The sequence below is a fragment of the Trueperella abortisuis genome (assembly GCF_030811095.1).
In the GTDB taxonomy this organism is placed as follows: Bacteria; Actinomycetota; Actinomycetes; order Actinomycetales; family Actinomycetaceae; genus Trueperella; species Trueperella abortisuis.
In genome coordinates this window covers 724,847-743,316 of record NZ_JAUSQL010000001.1, presented here as the reverse complement: position 1 = coordinate 743,316, position 18,470 = coordinate 724,847, and the positions used below count along the sequence as shown (strand labels likewise).

Below are 18,470 nucleotides of genomic sequence, written 5' to 3'. Positions count from 1 at the left end.
TTGTCTCGGCGTCGAGACATCTCTTTGAGCATAGCGAAATATCAGGCTCGCCGCTCACTGTTTAGCGCAATTTCCTACTTCACTCGTGCAAAGAGCGCGGCCCCCTTCCCCAGCGTCAGCTCCACGGAAAACTTCTCTATGGATTCCTTCATGAGATTGCCATAGAAGTTTGCCCCCTCGATTGAGGTGTGCGTGGCGTCAACCTGAAGCAGGTCCGGGTTCTCAGCGGCAGCCTTGTGCCAATCGACAAGCATGACGTTGCGGTACTCCCCGGCCACCTCGGCCAGCTTGTCGTTGGAGGCGTCGATGAACGTGGAGGGCGAATAGAGGTTGACAAGGAGGATCATTCGATCCGGGCCGAGGGCTTGGATAACAGCACGCACCACGTCTTCGTTTGTAACGCCCGCGTTCGTGCCGTAGTGAAGGATCACCACCCGCCCGATGGACCCGTCTGCCAGCCCCGCGTTCACGACGCCGAGCGCCTCGGACCACTTCAGGTTCGACCGCGCGAGGAAAGTGACACCGGGCATCGCATACTCGATGCCCGTCTTGGAGGCGGCCACCATCGAATCCCCGATCGCAGTGACTTCGGGCCACGTCGGCATCGAGGTATCGAGCGTCGGTGAGAGCGAGCCCGGCGCGGGCTCGTCAGGGGCGGTCGGCGCCGGCGCGCCCGGCGACTCGCCTCCGATTGAGGTGTCCTCGTTTTGCTCGATCATCAGCTGCGTCTGGCTCTTCGCCGGGGCAACCACCAGTCCGACCAGGGTGGCGACCAGCGCTATGGCGACGACGCCGGCGCCCACCTTGCCCATGGCGGTCTGCCTGGCGTTCCACGCCCAGGCCAACGACGCGCGGATTCCCCGCCTGCGCACGGGGGTCTCCAGGTAGCGGAAGGAGAGCTCACAGATCACGGCGGTCAGCGCCACCGCGACCAGCGAGCGAATCAGGTAGGCCAAGGAACCGAAAGCCACCGGGTAGGCGACGCCCACCATCACGAGAATCGGCCAGTGCCACAGGTACAGCCCATAGGAGCGCGTGCCGATCCAGCGCGGCACGCGCCACTGCCCCATCATGGCCAGCACCGATCCGGGGGCGAGCATGGAGGCGATGACCACCGCGGCAAGCAGGGAGGCGATGAACATCCCGCCCACGTACGCCCACGGCCCCGAATCCGGCAGGATGAGCATGAACAGACACAGCAATGCCAGCGCAGCCCACCCATACCAGGCCGAGAACTGGCGCCAATGCGCCCGCCCGAGGAAACTACCCCGGTCCGCCCAGAGGAAGGCCAACCCGATGCCGATCGCGATCCCGAACAGGTGAGTGTGGGTGGCGTAGTAGACGGTGGTGGCGTTGTCGCCGTCGTACAGCACCATCATGAGGCCGGCCGAGCCAATGGCGAGGACGCTGGCAAGGCCGAGACGTGACCGCCACCCGGGCAGGAGAGCGAGGACCACGAGCATGAGCAGCGGCCAGAAGAGGTAGAACTGCTCCTCAATCGCCAGCGACCAGAAGTTCTTGAACAGGTTTGGCGTGGTCTGATCGAAGTAGGATGAGCCGTGGGCGATCTCCAGCCAGTTCGTGGAGAAGGTCAACGCGCCGAGCACCTGGCGTCGCACCCCGACCAGCAGGTCGCGATTGATCACGAGCGCCGCGGGGACGACCACCACAATGAGCGCCACCAGCGCCGGGATGAGGCGTCGGATTCGTCTTTGCCAGAACGCCTTGAGGTTGATGTAGTTGTTCGCCCGGTCCTCGCGCAGGAGCAGGGTGGTGATGAGGAAGCCGGATAGGACAAAGAAGACGTCCACGCCGAGGAAGCCGCCCTTCACCTCGCCCGGGAAGAGGTGGTAGGCGATCACCGCCGTCACGGCCAGGGCACGCACGCCGTCCAGGCCGGTGATATATCCGCCATGGTCGGCCATGGATGAGGCCTCGCCGCGCGACGCACGGCCCACCCCGCGCTCACGCATCTTGCGCCGCTCGGGCGCTTCCTGCCCCGCTGTTTCCCGCCCTGGATCACGGGAGCCGGATTCCCCTGCCGCGTCGGCGGAGGGCCGCGGGGTGCGTAGACCGTAGCTCATGAGACCTTCTCCAATGGTGCAAAGCGCAACATGAGACGCTTGGTGGGACCGGATTTGAACGTCACCTTGGCGATCGTGGATCTGCCCTTGCCCTCGAAGGCGATGATCCGCCCCACGCCGAAGGACTTGTGGCGAACCGTGTCGCCCACGGCAAGCCCGCCCGTTTCGGGGACCGCGCTCGAACCTGCCCCCGGGCAGCCCGCAGCCTGCCCGCCCGCTCCGTCCAACGCGTTCGCGGCGTCCTCCGCGGCGGGCTTCTGACCGAACTTGCCCGGGACGAAGGCTCGCCCGTCGCCGGCGCCGATGGCGGGGGCGAAATCATCATCGAAGGATTCTCTATAGCGCGAGCTACGCCGCGATCCACCCCACGAATTTCCCCAGCCCGAGCCCTGGCGTAGCGTCTGCATGGCCGATTCGTCCCGCCGCCACTCGATCACCTCCTCGGGGATTTCCTCCAGGAAACGCGAGGCGGGTAGCTCCTGGGGGGCTCCCCATTGCGAGCGTGCGCCCGCCCGGGTCACGTACAGGCGTTGGCGGGCGCGAGTAAAGGCCACGTAGGCCAACCGCCGCTCCTCCTCCAGCTCCTGCGGCGAGTTCATCGCCCGGATGTGCGGGAAGGTGCCGTCCTCCATACCCGTGACGAACACGACCGGGAACTCCAAACCCTTGGCCGTATGGACGGTCATGAGGACAACTTCGCCCTCACCGCCGCCCTCGTCCGGAATCTGGTCAGAGTCGGCCACGAGCGAGACCTGGTCGAGGAAATCGCCGAGCGTGCCGGCGTCGTTGACAACGGAGAAATCGGAGGCAACAGAGTGGAACTCGGCCAGGTTCTCCACCCGGACCTCGTCCTGCGGATCGTTCGATTTCTGTAACGCGGCGAGATAACCGGAGCGGTCCATGACCTCGTCGAGCACGTCGGCGGCAGCCGCACCCGCCTCCGCTTTCGCGCGGATTTCCTCCAGCATGAGCGTGAAGTCCCCCATCGCGTTCACTGCCCGCGCCTGCAGGCCCTCCACGGGCGCCCGGCCGGCGGCGACGGCGTCCTCCGGGTGGGCGACGTCGGCAAGCGCGGCCCCGAAGGAGATCCCGAAGCGGGCAGCGTGTGCGGCAACGGCGTCCTCCGCCTTCGCACCCAGCCCGCGCCGCGGCTCGTTAAGGATGCGGCGGATGGAGACCGTATCGTCCGGGTTGGCTATCGCGTGCAGGTAGGCGATCGCGTCCTTGATTTCCTTGCGCTCATAGAACTTGGTGCCACCCACCACCTTGTACGGGATGCCAGAGCGGACAAACATCTCCTCCAAAGCGCGCGACTGGGCGTTCGTGCGGTAGAACACGGCGACCTGCCCGTAGGTGAAACCCTGGCCGCGTAGCGAATCGATCTCCTCCACGACGAAGGAGGCCTCATCCGACTCCGCGTCGGCCACGTAGCCCACGATCTTCTCCCCGCTACCCGAGTCCGTCCACAGCCGTTTCGGCCGCCGCCCGGCATTGTTGGCGATGACGGCGTTCGCTGCCGAGAGGATGTTCTGGGTGGAACGGTAGTTCTGCTCGAGCAGGATCGAGGTGGCGTTCGGGAAGTCCTGCTCGAAGTCCTGGATGTTGCGGATCGTCGCGCCGCGGAAGGCGTAGATCGACTGGTCCGCATCACCCACCACGGTCAGCTCCCCGTGCGGATCGTCCGACTCGCCGCCCACGAGCACCCGGATCAGTTCGTACTGGGCCACGTTCGTGTCCTGGTATTCGTCCACGAGGATGTGGCGGAAGCGCCGCCGATAGTGCTCGGCAATCGCGGGATTACCCTTGAGCAGGTTGACGGTAAGCATGATGAGGTCATCGAAGTCGAGCGCGTTGGCGGCTTTGAGCCGGCGCTGGTAGCCGGCGTAGGCCTGGGCGAGGACCCGTTCGTCGCGGTTGAGGTCACCCCGCTCAAACTCCCCCGCAGTGACCATCTCATTCTTCAGGTCCGAGACCTGGCGGAGCAGCTTCTTTGCCGGGTATTGCTTCGTGTCAATGTTTTCTTCGCGCGCCACCATCGTCATGAGCCGGTTCGAATCGGCCGCGTCATAGATCGTGAAGGTGGAGCGCATCCCCAGCGCTTCGTGCTCCGCGCGCAGGATCCGCACGCACGCCGAGTGGAAGGTGGAGATCCACATCCGCGTGGCGGCCGGGCCGATCATCGCCTCGAGGCGCTCGCGCATTTCCTTGGCCGCCTTGTTCGTGAATGTGATGGCCAGGATCTCCGACGGGCGTACTCGCGCCGTCGAGATGAGGTGAGAGATGCGGGTGGTGAGCACGCGCGTCTTGCCCGAGCCCGCACCGGCGACGACGAGCAGGTGCCCGCCCGTGTGGACCACCGCTTCGCGCTGGCGAGAATTGAGCCCCGAAAGCAGCGAGTCTTCGGCAGGGCTGGCGGAAGCCATCGGCTCGGGAGGCGCGGCTACCGGCCGGCGGGCATCACTGGCTTCCTGCGCTGCCGCGACGCGGGCACGCAGGCGATCCATGGCGTTTTGATAAGCATCAGACATAACGACTTCAGCTTAATTGACCCCTCCGACACTTCTTGCCAGGCGCCCCGTGCATCGGGCAAGGAATCAAAATCCACGCCAGAAGGTGGTCACGTCCTTCTTCTGCTCGATGTTGTGGTCAATGACCATGGCGAGGAAATCATAGGGAATCGGCTCGTCCCACGGCAAACGGAAGATCTTAGAACCGTGAGAGATTCCGCGGGCGGCGAGCTCCTCGGCAAAGTCGGCGATGACGTCACCCTCCCCCGCAACCGCGATGTGCTTGGCTGCGTACGAAAAGCCGATGATGAACGTGCCGTGATCAGTTGCCATGGGCTGGTTCCACGCAATGCGCCAGCCAAGGCGCGGGTACGTGCGCTCCACCCACTGAAGTACCTCGATCGCGCGGGCGCGGTTTGCGTTATTGGGAATCTTGGCAAGAACGGGCTCGAAGAAGTCGGCGAGCGGCTCGTCGCCACGAACTATGGTGGCCATACCACTCTCACTTTCACTCATCCTGAGCTCACCGTAGCGCAACTCCCGACGCGCCTCTTAACAATCTGGCCGCCCGCGCCCGCCGCCGCTACGCCTGACCTATCTGGCTACCGAGCGCTGTGCGAGCCCCGGCCCCAGATTCAAGACTTGCCTCGAGGGCCAAGCCCAATAATCCGGCTGTCGCCGCGCAGGAGCGCCTACTCCCACTCGATGGTCCCCGGCGGCTTGCTCGTCACGTCTAGCACCACGCGGTTGATCTCCTCAACCTCGTTCGTAATCCGGTTGGAGATCTTGGACAGCAGGTCGTAGGGAATGCGGGTCCAGTCGGCGCTCATCGCATCCTCGGAGGAAACAGGCCGCAACACGATCGGATGGCCATAGGTGCGCCCGTCGCCCTGCACGCCCACCGAGCGCACGTCGGCCAGCAACACCACCGGGCACTGCCAGATCTCGCGATCCAGGCCGGCGGCCGACAGCTCCTCACGCACGATCGCATCCGCCTCGCGCAAGATATCCAGGCGCTCCCGGTTGACGGCTCCGACCACGCGGATGCCCAGGCCCGGCCCGGGGAACGGCTGGCGCCACACGAGCTTCTCATCCAGCCCGAGCTCCAGGCCGATCGCGCGCACCTCGTCCTTGAACAGGTCACGCAACGGTTCCACCAGCTCGAAGTCCAGGTCCTCGGGAAGGCCGCCCACGTTGTGATGGGACTTGATGTTCGCCGTGCCATCCCCGCCACCGGACTCCACGACGTCGGGGTAAAGCGTGCCCTGCACGAGGAACTTGATCTCCTTGCCCTCGGCGCCGGCCTCCTCAACGAGCGCGCGCTGGGCGGCCTCGAAGGAACGGATGAACTCGCGGCCAATGATCTTGCGCTTGGTTTCCGGGTCGGTCACCCCCTCGAGCGCAGAAAGGAAACGCTCCGATTCGTCCACCGCCACCACGCGGATGCCGAGCGAACCCGCGTAGTCTCGCACCACCTGCTCGGCCTCGCCCTTGCGAAGTAGCCCGTGGTCGACAAAAACGCACGTGAGTTGGTCCCCGATCGCCTTGTGGACGAGGGCCGCGGCCACCGACGAATCCACGCCGCCAGACAGCGCGCAGATGGCGTGCTTGTCGCCCACCTGCTCGCGAATCTTGCGCACCTGATCCTCAATCACCGACGACGAGTCCCAGTTCGGCTCCAGTCCCGCCCCCTCGCGTAGGAAGGCTTCGATCTGCTCCTGGCCGTACTCGCAGTGCTTGGCTTCGGGGTGCCACTGCAGGCCGAACAGCCTGCGCTGCGCGTTCTCCATCGCCGCCACCTGCGCGCCCGGCGTTGTCGCCGTCACGGTGAAGCCCTCCGGGGCGCGGGTAACCGAGTCGCCGTGACTCATCCACACGCTCGCCGTCCCGCCGGCCGGTCCGGTCACGACGCCGTCGGCCACCATCTGCGCCGGAGTGTTGCCGTACTCTTTGTCTGCCCTCTCCACGGTTCCGCCAAGCGCGTGGGTCATCTGCTGGAAGCCGTAGCAGATCCCGAGCACGGGGATTCCGGCTTCGAGGATGGCGGGGTCAAGCTGAGGGGCGCCTTCGGCGTAGACCGAGGAGGGCCCACCTGAGAGGATGATCGCCGCCGGATGCTTCTCTAGCGCTCGCTGCGCGCTCCAGGAGTGCGGAACGAGCTCGGAGTAGTAACCGGCGTCGCGTACGCGGCGCGCGATCAGTTGCGCGTTTTGCGCTCCATTGTCAATAACCAAAACTGGGCGTAGTTCACTCACCCCACCAGACTACCGCGAAAGGAGCTCCAGTGTCCTGCGCGTTCGTGCCACCACGGCGCTCCCGTCCACTGGGTCAACGAATTCGAGGCGCGCCGCCAGCAACTGGGTCGGCAGCGGGCGCAGCGCCGCCTCTTCCAGTGGTAGCACGCGCGGGTAAAGCGGGTCGCCGGTGATCGGCGCCCCGAGGTAGTTCATCGTGGCGCGAAGCTGGTGCAGCCTGCCCGTCACGGGCCGCAGCTCGTAGAGTGCCAGGCCAGCCTCCAGCTGGCGGTCCTTGACGACGAGCGTGCTCGCATTCGGCTCACCCTCACCCACTCGCACCGCGATCTCACCCGGCTCCCGGCTCAGGTGCAGGACCACGTTCACGACGCCGTCCGCTACCCTCACACCCAGCGCCTCGGCTTGCGCGGGCTCCACCGCCACGACTCCAGCCACCCGGCCGGCCAGTGCCCCCAGATCGATTGACGGCGCCACCGCGTAATAAACCTTAGTCACCTTCCGGTTTGCGAACATGTCCTGGTAGGGACCTCGCCAGCGCGGGTCGAGCGTGAGCAGAACGAGTCCGGCAGTCTCGGCGTCGAGTCGATGAGCTGCGCATACGTCGTCGTTGGCGAACTGGCGCCGGGCCGCCACTGTCACGCTACGCGCCACGTAGGAGCCGCGTGGGATGGTGGCGATGCCATGGGGTTTGTCAACGACCACGAAACGTTCGGCGCGGTGGGCGATATCGAGGCCAATGGGCTCGTCCGGCTCGTCGGGGACGGGCCGGAAGATGTGGAGGCGGGTACCTGGCCGGTAGCGGTCGGCGGCGTGGGCGGGGGCGGAGAAGTCGTAGAAGACATCACCGTCAAAGATCGCGGCGCCCTCGGCCCCAAAACGGCCTTCCGCCCAGTCTCCCAGCGTGACATAGTCGGCCTGGGGAAGGACGACGGGCGAGGCGTTGATCCCTCCGCGAAGGGCGGGGCGGACGGCGCGTCGGTGTGCCGAACGTCGCTGTGAGCGTGGCCTGCGTCCCACTCCAGCCTCCTTTTCCCGCCGTTTTTTCGCCCTTTGGTCCTGGCTTGCGCGTACGTGGTCTCATACGGAATTATGCCGAAATCTCTTCATCCCGCGCCCAAACGTGGGACGATAGGAGCACGGCTCGGCCGTGCAATAGAATTATAAGAGAGGATGACATGACCAAGAGCGTCTACTTCACCGCAGCAGAGGGGAACTCCGGCACCCGCCCCGTCGCCCGCGCGGTCATCGAACAGCTCACCCAGGACTACCCCAAGCTCGGCATCTTCCGCGCCTTCACCAACGGTCCGATCGACACCGACGACGAGTTCGTAGACCTCCTCAAGCTCGTGGGGCGCGAGGCGGACCTCGACATCGCGTGGGGCACCACTCGCCAGGCGTACGTGCGCAATGAAGATGCAGCGATGACGGACCTCGTCAAGCGCTACACCGACTACGCCCAGAACTTCGACGCCGTCCTCATTCTCGGCCTCCTCGATGGCGACCCGGTCAACCCGGGCGTACTCGCCCGCACCGGCCGCGCCGCCGCCAATCTCGCCACCTCGGTATTCGTGGTTGTCTCCGGCGCCTTGCGCACCCCCGAGCAGGTGGTCAGCCTGTCTCACCTCGTCTCGTTGGAGATCCAGGGAGAGAACGCGCCGATCTCGGCCGTCGCCGTCACCTCCGCCGAACGGCGCGTCGAGGAGGAGCAGAGCCCCGAAGGCGCACACGTGCCGATCATCTACCTCTACGACGGCGAGGCCGTTGAGCTCACAGATGGCGACAGGCAGATCGTGCGCGCCTCGATGGAACACGGTTCCGACGTTGTCACCCCGCTCAGCTTCACCGCATCCCTCATCTCCCGCGCCCGTGCCCAGCGCAAGCGGATCGTGCTGCCCGAGTCCGCCGACGAACGCATTCTGCGCGCCGCCGACGAGCTCATCCGCCGCGAGGTGGCCGACATCACGCTTCTCGGCGAACGCGAGGACGTACTCGCTCGCGCCGCCAGCCTCGGCCTCGACCTCGAGGCCGCCGACGTGGTCTCCCCCACCGACCCCGACCTTATCGCGAAGTACGCCACCGAGTTCGCCCGCCTGCGCGAAAAGAAGGGCGTGACATACGACAAGGCTGTAGAGACGCTGGGGGATCTGTCCTATTTCGGCACGATGATGGTTCACATGGGCGACGCCGACGGCATGGTCTCCGGTGCGATCAACACCACCGCGAACACGATCGTCCCCTCCTTCCAGATCATCAAGACCAAGCCGGGCGCGGCGCTCGTCTCTTCCTGCTTCCTCATGCTCATGGAGGACCGGGTCTACGTCTACGGCGACTGCGCCGTGACCACCAACCCCACCCCAGAGCAGCTCGCGGGCATCGCCATCTCCTCCGCCGAAACGGCCACCCAGTTCGGCGTCGAGCCCCGCGTGGCCATGCTCTCCTACTCCACCGGTACTTCCGGTAAGGGCCCGGACGTCGACGCCGTCGTGGAGGCCACCCGCATCGCCAAGGAGCAGCGTCCCGACCTCCCCATCGAGGGCCCGATCCAGTACGACGCCGCCGTCGACGCCCGCGTCGCCGCCACGAAGCTACCCGGCTCGCCAGTCGCGGGCCAGGCCACCGTTTTCGTCTTCCCGAACCTCAACGCCGGCAACATCGGCTACAAGGCGGTCCAGCGTTCCGCGGGTGCCGTGGCCGTGGGTCCGGTCCTGCAGGGTCTGAACAAGCCGGTCAATGATCTCTCCCGCGGTGCACTCGTGGAAGATATCGTCAACACGGTTGCCATCACCGCCATCCAGGCGCAGAACTAGAACAATACTAATAAGGAGAATCCGTGACCGTACTGGTAATCAACTCTGGATCGTCGTCCATCAAGTACCAGCTGATCGACCCCGACTCGGGTCGAACCCTCGCCAAGGGACTCGTGGAGCGCATCGGTGAAACCACCTCCCACCTCGAGCATGAGGTTGGCGAGGAGACCTTCGAGCTCGATCAGCCGATCGAGGATCACGCCGTGGGCCTGTCGCTCGTCATCGACATGTTCAACTCCCACGGGCCTTCGCTGGCGGAGGCCGGGATCCGCGCCGTCGGGCACCGCGTGGTTCAGGGCGGAAAGTACTTCGACAAGGCGGCGCTCATTACCGACGAGGTCGAGAAGATCATCGAGGATCTCATCCCGCTCGGACCGCTCCACAACCCCGCCCACCTCAAGGGCATCCGGGTGGCGCGCGAAATGTTCGACGTGCCCAACATCGCCGTCTTCGACACCGCATTTTTCCAGTCCCTGCCCAACGAGTCCGCCACCTACGCACTCAAGCGTGACGTTGCCGAGAAGTACCAGATTCGCCGCTACGGCGCGCACGGCACCTCCCACCAGTTCGTCTCGGGGGAGGTCTCCACGATGCTCGGGCGCGATGATCTCAAGCAGATCGTGCTCCACTTGGGCAATGGCGCCTCGGCGTCGGCGGTCGTCAACGGAAAGGCGGTGGACACCTCCATGGGTCTGACCCCGCTCGAAGGTCTTGTCATGGGTACCCGCACCGGCGACATCGACCCGGCAGCTGTCTTCCACCTCTCTCGCGAGGCGGGAATGAGCACCGACGAGATCGACAACCTGTTCAACAAGCAGTCCGGGCTCAAGGGTCTGGCCGGAGACAACGACATGCGCCAGGTGCGCTCCCTCGCCGAGAGCGGCGACCCCAACGCTAAGGAAGCCCTCGAGGTTTACGTCCACCGCCTGCTGCACTACATCGGCGCCTACACCGCCGTCATGGGCGGGGTGGATGTGATCACGTTCACCGCGGGTGCCGGGGAGAACGACGTCGACCTGCGCGCCGACGTCTGTGCCCGCCTCGCCCCGTTCGGCGTCAAACTGGATCTGGAGAAGAACGCCGTGCGCTCGAAGGAGGCCCGCGTGATCTCCGCCCCGGATTCCTCTTTGACCATCTGCGTGGTTCCCACCAACGAGGAGCTGTCGATCGCGCGCCAGTGCATGGAGATCATTTAATCTGGTTTCGTTCGCGGGGCGATGGTGGCTGCATCGCGCAGGTCTAGCCGCCGTCGCCCCGCGCGCCAATTCCATTCCGAAGGAAGAAGAACCTATGTCAGTTGAACTTGCCACCTCGGCAACCCCGCAGCTTGAAGCCGCTTTCGCCCGCCTCATTCCCCAGCTTTCCTCCAGCGCGAGCCCCATGGACATCGAGCAGATTGGCGAGTTGCTCGCCCAGCCGTGCATCGATCTCATGGTGTACAAGGACGAGGGCGAGATCCTCGGTATGCTCACCCTGGTCACCTTCACCATCCCGACCGGAACCCGTGCCTGGATCGAGGACGTGGTGGTGGACGACGCGGCGCGCGGCAAGGGCGTTGGCCGCGCCCTCGTAGAGGCCGCCTGCGACCTCGCCACCACGCGAGGAGCCAAGAGCGTGGATTTGACCTCGCGCCCCTCGCGCGAGGCCGCCAACCGCCTCTACCGCCGGTGCGGATTCGAGGCGCGCGAGACCAACGTGTATCGGTACGCCGACAAGTAGCGCATTTTCGCGGCCCACCCGTCCCCCTACGGGTGGGCCGCGGAGTAAATATGTGGGAATAGGCTTATTCACATGAGGTATCGCCGTGGCAGTTGGGTCCTAGCGTTTGCACTCGCGCTGACCGGGTGCACTTCTTCCGTGCCTTCCTCCGGGGCGGCGCCGCTCGATTTTTCCAAGGCGCCCACCTCTGGATACAGCCTGGACAACGATCCGGAGTTCGCCCCGCCGAACACGTGGGGTCCGCGCCCCGCCCTCGGCGCAGGGCGGGCCGGGGTCGGCCCCGGCGGCGCTCCCCTCGCTCCCGGCCCCAACGCGAACCGTGAGGCCGCACCCAAGCTTGCCGACGGGCGCGTGGACTGTTCGCAGGCCAAGTGTGCGGCACTGACCTTCGACGACGGCCCCGGCCCCTACACGGACCAGCTCCTAGATACGCTTAAGGCCGCCGGCGTGCCAGCCACCTTCTTCCTCGTGGGCTATAAGATTAAGGGGGGTGCGGCGAGCGTCCAGCGCGCCGCGGCGGAGGGCCACGCGATCGGCACCCACAGTTGGAGCCATCCCGTCCTGACCAAGCTCTCCGAGGCGGGGATGCGCGAGGAGATGGGTTCCCCCGTCGACGCGCTCAACGCCATCGGCATCCACACCAACATGATCCGGCCGCCCTACGGCGCCCGCAACGCTACTGTCGACGCCGTCGCCGATTCGCTCGGCCTAGCCGAGGTGCTGTGGTCGGTGGATACCAGGGATTGGGAGTCGCTGTCCACGCCGTCCGTCATTTCCGAGGCCACGCGCGCAGCGCACCCCGGCGCGATCATCCTCATGCACGACATCCACCCCACCTCGGTGGCCGCCGTCCCCGACATCATCACGAAGCTGGAGGCGCAAGGCTACGTGCTCGTGACGGTCCCCGAACTCCTCGGCGATAGCTTTGGCGCGGGCGAGACGATCTTTTCCCAGGGCCAGGTCAAGGCCCACTAGGTAACAATGCCGCTCCACCCCTATTCGGTCCGATTCACCGACAGCCGCGTCATCTTCCCGATCGAGGGCAAAATCGCGCCGATCGCGAAGCCGGCCGCTATGAGCGCCCCGATGAGGACTGCCACGTACATGCCGGTGAAACGCGCGCTGAGCGTGTAAGACACGGCGTGCATGAGCACGAAGCCCGCACCGATGCCGGCGGCGGTGGCCAGGGTTGCCATGACGACGAGTGGCACGAAGGACTCCACGAGCACCATGACCCCCAGCTGGCGCAACGTCATCCCCGACAGGCGAAGGCTCAGTAGCGAGCGGCGTCGTTCGAGCAGCCCGGCGTACGTGGAGACGACGAGCGAGATCACCGAAACGACGAGCGTCACCGCGATGCCGACGTAGGTCAGGAGGGTGAGCATCCGGATCGTCGTGTCCGTGGTTGCACCGCCCTCGCCGATCGTCACCGAATCCGCTCGGGGTGCCACGATGTTGCGCAGCGCCTCCACGTCGCCCTGCTCGCGCAGCTGGACGAGTGCGACAGTGTCGGCGATGGGCTGGCCATCCTCGTCGTACTGGATGTATGCGCCCTGGTTGTCGCTTAGCTCCTGCGCGATCTCGGCGACATCGGCACCGTAGTAGTCGCCCTGCCTGACGGGAGCGTAGGGGTTGACGGCCACGACGCCGCCTTCGCAGCTCACATTGTCGAGGTAGCGGGAGGCGTCGGCGCAGGGCATGACCATATAGACGCCAGCCAGCTGGGGATACGTGCGCACGTCGCTTGCCCAGGGGGCGCCTTCGATCTGGGCTATCTCCTCCTGATCGGCGCCTTCGACCCTCACCGTGCCCGGCGCGAAGCTGTCGGAACGCTGGTCGAAGAAGTCCGCGGGCACATCGGAGACGGCGGTGAGGAAGAAGCTGCCCGCGAAGAGGGCGAGCACCACCCCGACCACCGAGCGTGAGACGGCGGCGGCGTGGGCGCGGACGTAGGACGAGCCGATAAAGAGGTCGGCCGACTGTGTGAGGCGGCGGATAAGCCCGCCAAGGGCATAGGTGAACCATGGCCCGGCCAGCACCAGGCCGATCATCGTGGCGAGCACGGCGGCCAGAATCTGGTAGACGGTGGATCCGTCACCCCGGTTTTCGTCGACGCTGAGATAGACATAAATGAAGACACCGATTCCGGCAAGCAGGGGCACTAACCGCGCCACACTGGGTCGCCTCTCAGGTTTCTGGCGGCGTGCCACGCCGAGGGGCGAAAGCCGTAGTCCGCGCATCCCCCACGCGTTTGAAAGGAAGATGAGGGCGATGGTCGCGAGCGCCACCACCACCCATTGCAGCGGGGTGACGGTGATGCGCGAGGGCCACTGCCGCCCGCCTCCGAAGGAAAGCTCGAATAGGGCCGGACGTGCGGCGAAGTAGGCGGCCGTCCCGATGGCGAAGCCACCAACGGCCGCAACGAGGGATTCGAAGGTGACGATGGTGAGGATCTGCCGGTTCGTGGCTCCCACCAGCCGTAGCGCCGCGTAGCGTTGCTCGCGCTGGACGCTGCCGAGTTTGGCGGCGATAGAAATGAGGATGAGGACGGGAAAGAGAACGATGGTGACCCCGAGGTAGATGACTGCGCCGACCACCTGGGTGCTGATGTCAACCGCCGGGTCGTTGAAGGAGTAGACCGGCACGGGGTCGGGGATATCGGCCTTGCGCATCCCCATGATGACCACCCGCTGGTCGGGGCCTGCCACCATCGATTCGGGTAGCACCCCGAGCTTCGTGCTTCCAAACCGAGCCCCCACATCGTAGGGAGTGGATTCCATGAACTCCTCCACCGCGGGCGAGACCCAGAACTCCCCCGGCTCCGGCCAACGCGGCAGGTCCGCCGGCAACTCGGGCTGACCGCCGTCGGTGGCGACATACATGACCGCCGTCGCATGGTCGCCGAGGGCGTAGGCGCTCGCTAGCGAGAGCTGCATCCACAGGGGGTCGGAATCGCCGGCGGGGAGCGTTTCACCCGACCAGGAGGCCTGACGAGCCCTGTCGTGCCCCTGCACCCAGGCGGTGTAGGAGTTGTCGAAAAGCGCGTGGTGGTAGGCGGAAAAGAGAAAGAGGACGAGCAGGCCGAACGCGACAGCCCCGGTAAGGAGGGCGAGGCGGCCCCGGCTCCGAGCGGCGCTGGCCTTAAACAGTTGCGCGGCGAGTTTCATTGGCCCTCGATCCTGCCGTCGCGTACCACGACCTCGCGGTCCGCGTATGCGGCGATCATCGGCTCGTGGGTCACCATGACGACGGTCAGCCCCTCGGCGCGTGCGAGGCCCACGATCATCTCCATCACCTGCTCGGAGGCGAAGGAGTCGAGGGCGCCGGTCGGCTCGTCGGCGAACAGCACCTCGGGCTTGGTGATGAGCGCGCGGGCGATCGCCACGCGTTGGGCTTCACCGCCGGAGAGCTGGCCGGGTAGCGAGTCCGCCCGGTCGGTCAGCCCGACCCGCGCCAGCCACGTCCGGGCCTGGGTTTCTGCCTCGTTCTTGTGCACGCCGCCCAGCATGAGCGGGACCATGACGTTCTCCAGCGCGTTCAGCTCGGGCACGAGCTGGCCGAACTGAAAGACGAAGCCGAACTTTGTGCGGCGCAGTATGGTGCGTTGGGCGTCGGGAAGGGTGTCGATGCGGGAGCCGTTCAGCGTGACCGTTCCCTGATCGGGCGCCTCGATCGCGGCCAGCGTGTGCAGGAGCGTGGATTTGCCTGACCCGGATGGCCCCATGATGGCCAGCACCTCTCCTCGCTGGACGTCAAGGTCGATCCCTCGCATGGCCTGGGTGGGCCCGAAGCTCTTCGTCAGAGCGCGCCCCTCAAGGATCACATCGCGGTCCATAGTTCCTCCTTCAGATGGGTGAGTCGGCTGGCGGTCATGTCCATCCAGCGGATGTCGGCTTCGATGTGGAAGATGGCGTTGTCGAGCAGAATGCGCTCGGCGAGGTTTGTTTCCCGACGCCGGGCGATGAGCTCTCGCATGCGGGCGATGTGTGCCGCCTTTTGGGCGCGCAGGAAGGGCGCCGCGTCGCCGTGAATCATGAGGGCAAGCACGACCTTCATGTAAAGGGTTGCTTGGAGGGTGGGCGCGGGCTGCTCGGGCTGGTCGAGCCAGGCAAGCAGGCGCTCGGTGCCGAGCTCGGTGACGGCATAGCGGGTGCGCTCGGGCCCGCCAGAGGTGCCCGTGTCCTCGACCTTCTCGATCGCGGCGTCGCGGGCGAGCCGGCCGAGGACGGCGTAGAGCTGACCGGGCAGGATCGGCTTGTCGCCCCCGAACAGGGAGTCATACAGCTTCTTGAGCTCGTATCCGTAGGTGGGTTCCGTGGCGATGAGGCCGAGGAGCGCGTACTGGGTGCTCATATCCCCTCTATTCACTCAGTGACTAGTATGCCCAAAAGAATACCCCCTCCCGTCACTCATGGACGAGAGGGGGCTCAGACCTAGGGATGACCCGTTCAGCTCGGAACGCGTTCGCCTCGGCGGATCAGTGCTCGCCCACCATCGTGGCTACGTCAAGGGCCGCGTTGAGCGTCGCTTCGTCGATCTCGCCGCGCTCGACGAAACCGAGGTCAATCGCCGCTTGCTTGACAGTGATGTTTTCCTTCACCGAGTGCTTGGCGATCTTCGCCGCGTTCTCATAGCCGATATGGCGGTTGAGCGGGGTGACGATCGACGGTGAGGACTCGGCCAGCTCGAGGCAGCGGGCCTCGTTGGCCACGAGCCCATCGATCGTGCGCTTGGCCAGCACCTCGGAAACGTTCCCAAGGATGTTAATCGACTCAAGCAGGTTCTGTGCCATCACCGGCAACATGACGAGCAGATCAAAGTTGCCCTGCGCGCCGGCAAACGCGATGGCGGCGTCGTTGCCGATGACCTGGGCGGCCACCTGCACAGTCGCCTCCGGGATCACAGGATTGACCTTGCCCGGCATGATGGATGACCCCGGTTGCAGGTCGGGCAGATGGATCTCGCCGATCCCGGCGCGCGGGCCGGAACCCATCCAACGCAGGTCGTTGGCGATCTTGACCAGGGAGATGGCAACGTTTCGCAGCGCGCCCGAAGTCTCCACGAGGGAATCCTGCGCAGCCTGCGCCTCGAAATGGTTCTCGGCCTCCACAAACGGCAGATCCATGTGCTCCGAGATCAGCTCGATCACGCGGGCCGAGAAACCGTCCGGGGTGTTGATGCCGGTGCCGACGGCCGTGCCGCCGAGTGGCAACTGCGCAAGGCGGCCCTCCGTGGCCTGAACGCGCGCGATGCCATAGCGCACCTGCTGGGCGTAACCGGAGAACTCCTGGCCGAGAGTAATCGGGGTGGCATCCATGAGATGGGTGCGTCCAGACTTGACGACATCCTTCCACTGCTCCGCCTTCGCCTCGAGGGCCTCGGCGAGGACGGTGAGCTTGGGCAACAAATCGTGGCGGATCGCAGCGAGCGCGGCGATGTGAATCGAGGAGGGAAAGACGTCGTTGGAGGACTGCGAGGCGTTGACGTGGTCGTTGGGATGGACCTCGAGGCCCTCGCTCGAGGCTAGCGTGGAGAGCACCTCATTGGTGTTCATGTTCGAGCTGGTACCCGAGCCCGTCTGGAAGACGTCGATCGGGAACTGGTCGTCATACTCGCCGGCGACGACGGCGTCGGCCGCCTTCACAATGGCGTCCTTGCGCGCGTCGTCGAGCACGCCGAGCTCGTTGTTGGCGATAGCCGCCGCGCGCTTGATCTGGGCCAGGGCGTGGATATGCGCGGGCGTGAGCGTCTTACCCGAAATCGGGAAGTTCTCAACGGCCCTCTGTGTTTGGGCACGGTAGAGGGCGTCGGCAGGCACCTTCACTTCGCCCATCGTGTCGTGCTCAATGCGGTACTTCATGGTCACTCCTTTGGAACTCAAGCGAACACGGCCATCTTCCCACTATTGACGGGCCCGGTCACGGCCTTGCGCTTCTAGCTTAGGATCACCTTAGGAAATCTGCCCCACGGAAACCTGCACCCGTTGGAACTCCTTGAGGTCGAGGTATCCGGTCATCGCCATCGCGTGGCGCAACGCCCCGGTGAAGTTCGTCAGCCCATCAGCCGACGACGACGGCCCGCGGATGATCCGCTCCAACGGCGCCCGCGTGCCCACGTGGACCCGCTCCCCACGCGGGAGCGAACGGTGGTAGACCTCGGCACCCCAGTGATAACCCCGGCCGGGGGCCTCACTCGCCCTCGCCAGCGCCGTGCCGAGCATGACGCCGTCGGCGCCGCACGCGATTGCCTTGACGAGGTCGCCCGAGGTGGAGATCTGACCGTCGGCGATGACGTGGACGTAGCGCCCGCCCGTCTCGTCCATGTATTCACGACGCGCGGCTGCCACGTCCGCGACCGTCGTCGCCATCGGAACGGCCACCCCCACCGTGCGACGGTTGGCGGTGGTGGCCCCACCACCAAAACCGGCGAGCACGCCGGCTGCCCCGGTGCGCATGAGGTGGAGGGCGGCGGTGTAGGAGGCCGCGCCTCCCACGATCACCGGAACGTCGAGCTCGTAGATAAAGCGCTTGAGGTTAAGCGGCTCCCGGTTGGAGGAAACGTGTTCGGCCGAGACGGTGGTGCCTCGGATAACGAAGAGATCCACCCCGGCACCCGTCACGGTGCGCCAAAACTCCTGGGTGCGTTGCGGGGAGAGCGCACCCGCCACGATTTGACCCGCGTTGCGGATTTGTGCCAGGCGCTCCACGATCAGCTCGTCCTTGATCGGCTCGCGGTAGACCTCCTGAAGGAGAGCGGTCGCCGTCTCGGCGGGTTCGTGCGCGATCCGCTCGAGGATCGGCTCCGGGTCCTCGTAACGGGTCCAGATCCCTTCCAAATCCAGCACGCCCACGCCGCCCAGCTCGCCGATGCGGATCGCTGTCTCGGGCGAGGTCACGGAGTCCATCGGTGCCGCCATGATGGGGATCTCGAGTAGTGCCGCGTCCAGCTGCCAGGTGATCGAGACGTCGGCGGCGTCGCGGGTGCGGCGGGAGGGGACAATCGAGATGTCGTCGAAGGAATAGCCAACACGTGCGCGCTTGCCGCGCCCAATTTCCGTTTCACTCACCCCTCTAGCCTAGACCATCGCGCGAGGCACGC

Annotated in this window: 14 protein-coding genes; 4 read left to right on the top strand and 10 right to left on the bottom strand. The window is 65.7% G+C overall.

The genetic code is table 11. The features are described 5' to 3' along the window. Positions 1-74: 74 nt before the first annotated feature. The 5 genes from J2S45_RS03260 to J2S45_RS03240 form a co-directional block, all read right to left on the bottom strand. Complete coding sequence (locus J2S45_RS03260) at positions 75-2,084, bottom strand: acyltransferase family protein (RefSeq protein WP_307634529.1); 2,010 nt, start codon at positions 2,082-2,084, stop codon at positions 75-77. Beyond that, positions 2,081-4,588: a DNA helicase PcrA gene (gene pcrA / locus J2S45_RS03255; RefSeq protein WP_307634528.1), complete on the bottom strand. Its 2,508-nt coding sequence runs from the start codon at positions 4,586-4,588 to the stop codon at positions 2,081-2,083. Before pcrA ends, J2S45_RS03260 begins: the two co-directional genes overlap by 4 nt. Before the next feature lie 90 nt (positions 4,589-4,678). Beyond that, positions 4,679-5,086: an iron chaperone gene (locus tag J2S45_RS03250; RefSeq protein ID WP_296931760.1), complete on the bottom strand. Its 408-nt coding sequence runs from the start codon at positions 5,084-5,086 to the stop codon at positions 4,679-4,681. 197 nt (positions 5,087-5,283) lie between these two features. Then, a complete protein-coding gene (guaA, locus tag J2S45_RS03245) occupies positions 5,284-6,846 on the bottom strand; it encodes a glutamine-hydrolyzing GMP synthase (protein ID WP_307634527.1) in 1,563 nt (520 codons plus the stop codon). Between the two features lie 9 nt (positions 6,847-6,855). Beyond that, positions 6,856-7,863 (bottom strand): pseudouridine synthase, encoded by a 1,008-nt coding sequence (locus tag J2S45_RS03240; RefSeq protein ID WP_307634526.1) that lies wholly within the window; start codon positions 7,861-7,863, stop codon positions 6,856-6,858. 158 nt (positions 7,864-8,021) lie between these two features. Between J2S45_RS03240 and pta the strand changes: the two genes are divergently transcribed. From pta to J2S45_RS03220, 4 genes are all read left to right on the top strand, one after another. Continuing rightward, on the top strand, positions 8,022-9,653 hold the full coding sequence (pta, locus tag J2S45_RS03235) for a phosphate acetyltransferase (RefSeq protein WP_307634525.1): 1,632 nt from the start codon (positions 8,022-8,024) through the stop codon (positions 9,651-9,653). Between the two features lie 23 nt (positions 9,654-9,676). Then, the gene (locus tag J2S45_RS03230) at positions 9,677-10,849 is read left to right on the top strand and encodes an acetate/propionate family kinase (RefSeq protein WP_307634524.1); all 1,173 of its coding nucleotides are present in this window, start codon (positions 9,677-9,679) and stop codon (positions 10,847-10,849) included. Between the two features lie 94 nt (positions 10,850-10,943). Next, positions 10,944-11,372, top strand: coding sequence for a GNAT family N-acetyltransferase (locus tag J2S45_RS03225; RefSeq protein ID WP_307634523.1), 429 nt, complete (start codon positions 10,944-10,946; stop codon positions 11,370-11,372). 72 nt (positions 11,373-11,444) lie between these two features. Next, positions 11,445-12,347: a polysaccharide deacetylase family protein gene (locus tag J2S45_RS03220; RefSeq protein ID WP_307634522.1), complete on the top strand. Its 903-nt coding sequence runs from the start codon at positions 11,445-11,447 to the stop codon at positions 12,345-12,347. A 20-nt stretch (positions 12,348-12,367) separates the two neighbouring features. Here J2S45_RS03220 and J2S45_RS03215 read toward each other — a convergent pair whose 3' ends face one another. The 5 genes from J2S45_RS03215 to J2S45_RS03195 form a co-directional block, all read right to left on the bottom strand. Beyond that, positions 12,368-14,539, bottom strand: coding sequence for an FtsX-like permease family protein (locus J2S45_RS03215; protein ID WP_307634521.1), 2,172 nt, complete (start codon positions 14,537-14,539; stop codon positions 12,368-12,370). Next, on the bottom strand, positions 14,536-15,207 hold the full coding sequence (locus tag J2S45_RS03210) for an ABC transporter ATP-binding protein (RefSeq protein WP_296931323.1): 672 nt from the start codon (positions 15,205-15,207) through the stop codon (positions 14,536-14,538). Before J2S45_RS03210 ends, J2S45_RS03215 begins: the two co-directional genes overlap by 4 nt. After that, positions 15,192-15,725: a PadR family transcriptional regulator gene (locus J2S45_RS03205; protein ID WP_300047597.1), complete on the bottom strand. Its 534-nt coding sequence runs from the start codon at positions 15,723-15,725 to the stop codon at positions 15,192-15,194. Before J2S45_RS03205 ends, J2S45_RS03210 begins: the two co-directional genes overlap by 16 nt. 124 nt (positions 15,726-15,849) lie before the next feature. Then, positions 15,850-17,232 carry a class II fumarate hydratase gene (locus J2S45_RS03200; protein ID WP_307634520.1) on the bottom strand — a complete coding sequence of 461 codons (1,383 nt, stop codon included), beginning with the start codon at positions 17,230-17,232 and terminating at the stop codon, positions 15,850-15,852. 90 nt (positions 17,233-17,322) lie between these two features. Then, positions 17,323-18,438 carry a GuaB3 family IMP dehydrogenase-related protein gene (locus J2S45_RS03195; protein WP_270974810.1) on the bottom strand — a complete coding sequence of 372 codons (1,116 nt, stop codon included), beginning with the start codon at positions 18,436-18,438 and terminating at the stop codon, positions 17,323-17,325. Positions 18,439-18,470 lie beyond the last annotated feature (32 nt).

Coding starts and splice junctions, on each gene's coding strand:
- J2S45_RS03260 (WP_307634529.1), bottom strand. CDS start 2,084: ATGAGCTACGGTCTACGCACCCCGCGGCCCTCCGCCGACGCGGCAGGG.
- pcrA (WP_307634528.1), bottom strand. CDS start 4,588: ATGGATCGCCTGCGTGCCCGCGTCGCGGCAGCGCAGGAAGCCAGTGAT.
- J2S45_RS03250 (WP_296931760.1), bottom strand. CDS start 5,086: ATGGCCACCATAGTTCGTGGCGACGAGCCGCTCGCCGACTTCTTCGAG.
- pta (WP_307634525.1), top strand. CDS start 8,022: ATGACCAAGAGCGTCTACTTCACCGCAGCAGAGGGGAACTCCGGCACC.
- J2S45_RS03225 (WP_307634523.1), top strand. CDS start 10,944: ATGTCAGTTGAACTTGCCACCTCGGCAACCCCGCAGCTTGAAGCCGCT.
- J2S45_RS03220 (WP_307634522.1), top strand. CDS start 11,445: ATGAGGTATCGCCGTGGCAGTTGGGTCCTAGCGTTTGCACTCGCGCTG.
- J2S45_RS03215 (WP_307634521.1), bottom strand. CDS start 14,539: ATGAAACTCGCCGCGCAACTGTTTAAGGCCAGCGCCGCTCGGAGCCGG.
- J2S45_RS03210 (WP_296931323.1), bottom strand. CDS start 15,207: ATGGACCGCGATGTGATCCTTGAGGGGCGCGCTCTGACGAAGAGCTTC.
- J2S45_RS03205 (WP_300047597.1), bottom strand. CDS start 15,725: ATGAGCACCCAGTACGCGCTCCTCGGCCTCATCGCCACGGAACCCACC.
- J2S45_RS03200 (WP_307634520.1), bottom strand. CDS start 17,232: ATGAAGTACCGCATTGAGCACGACACGATGGGCGAAGTGAAGGTGCCT.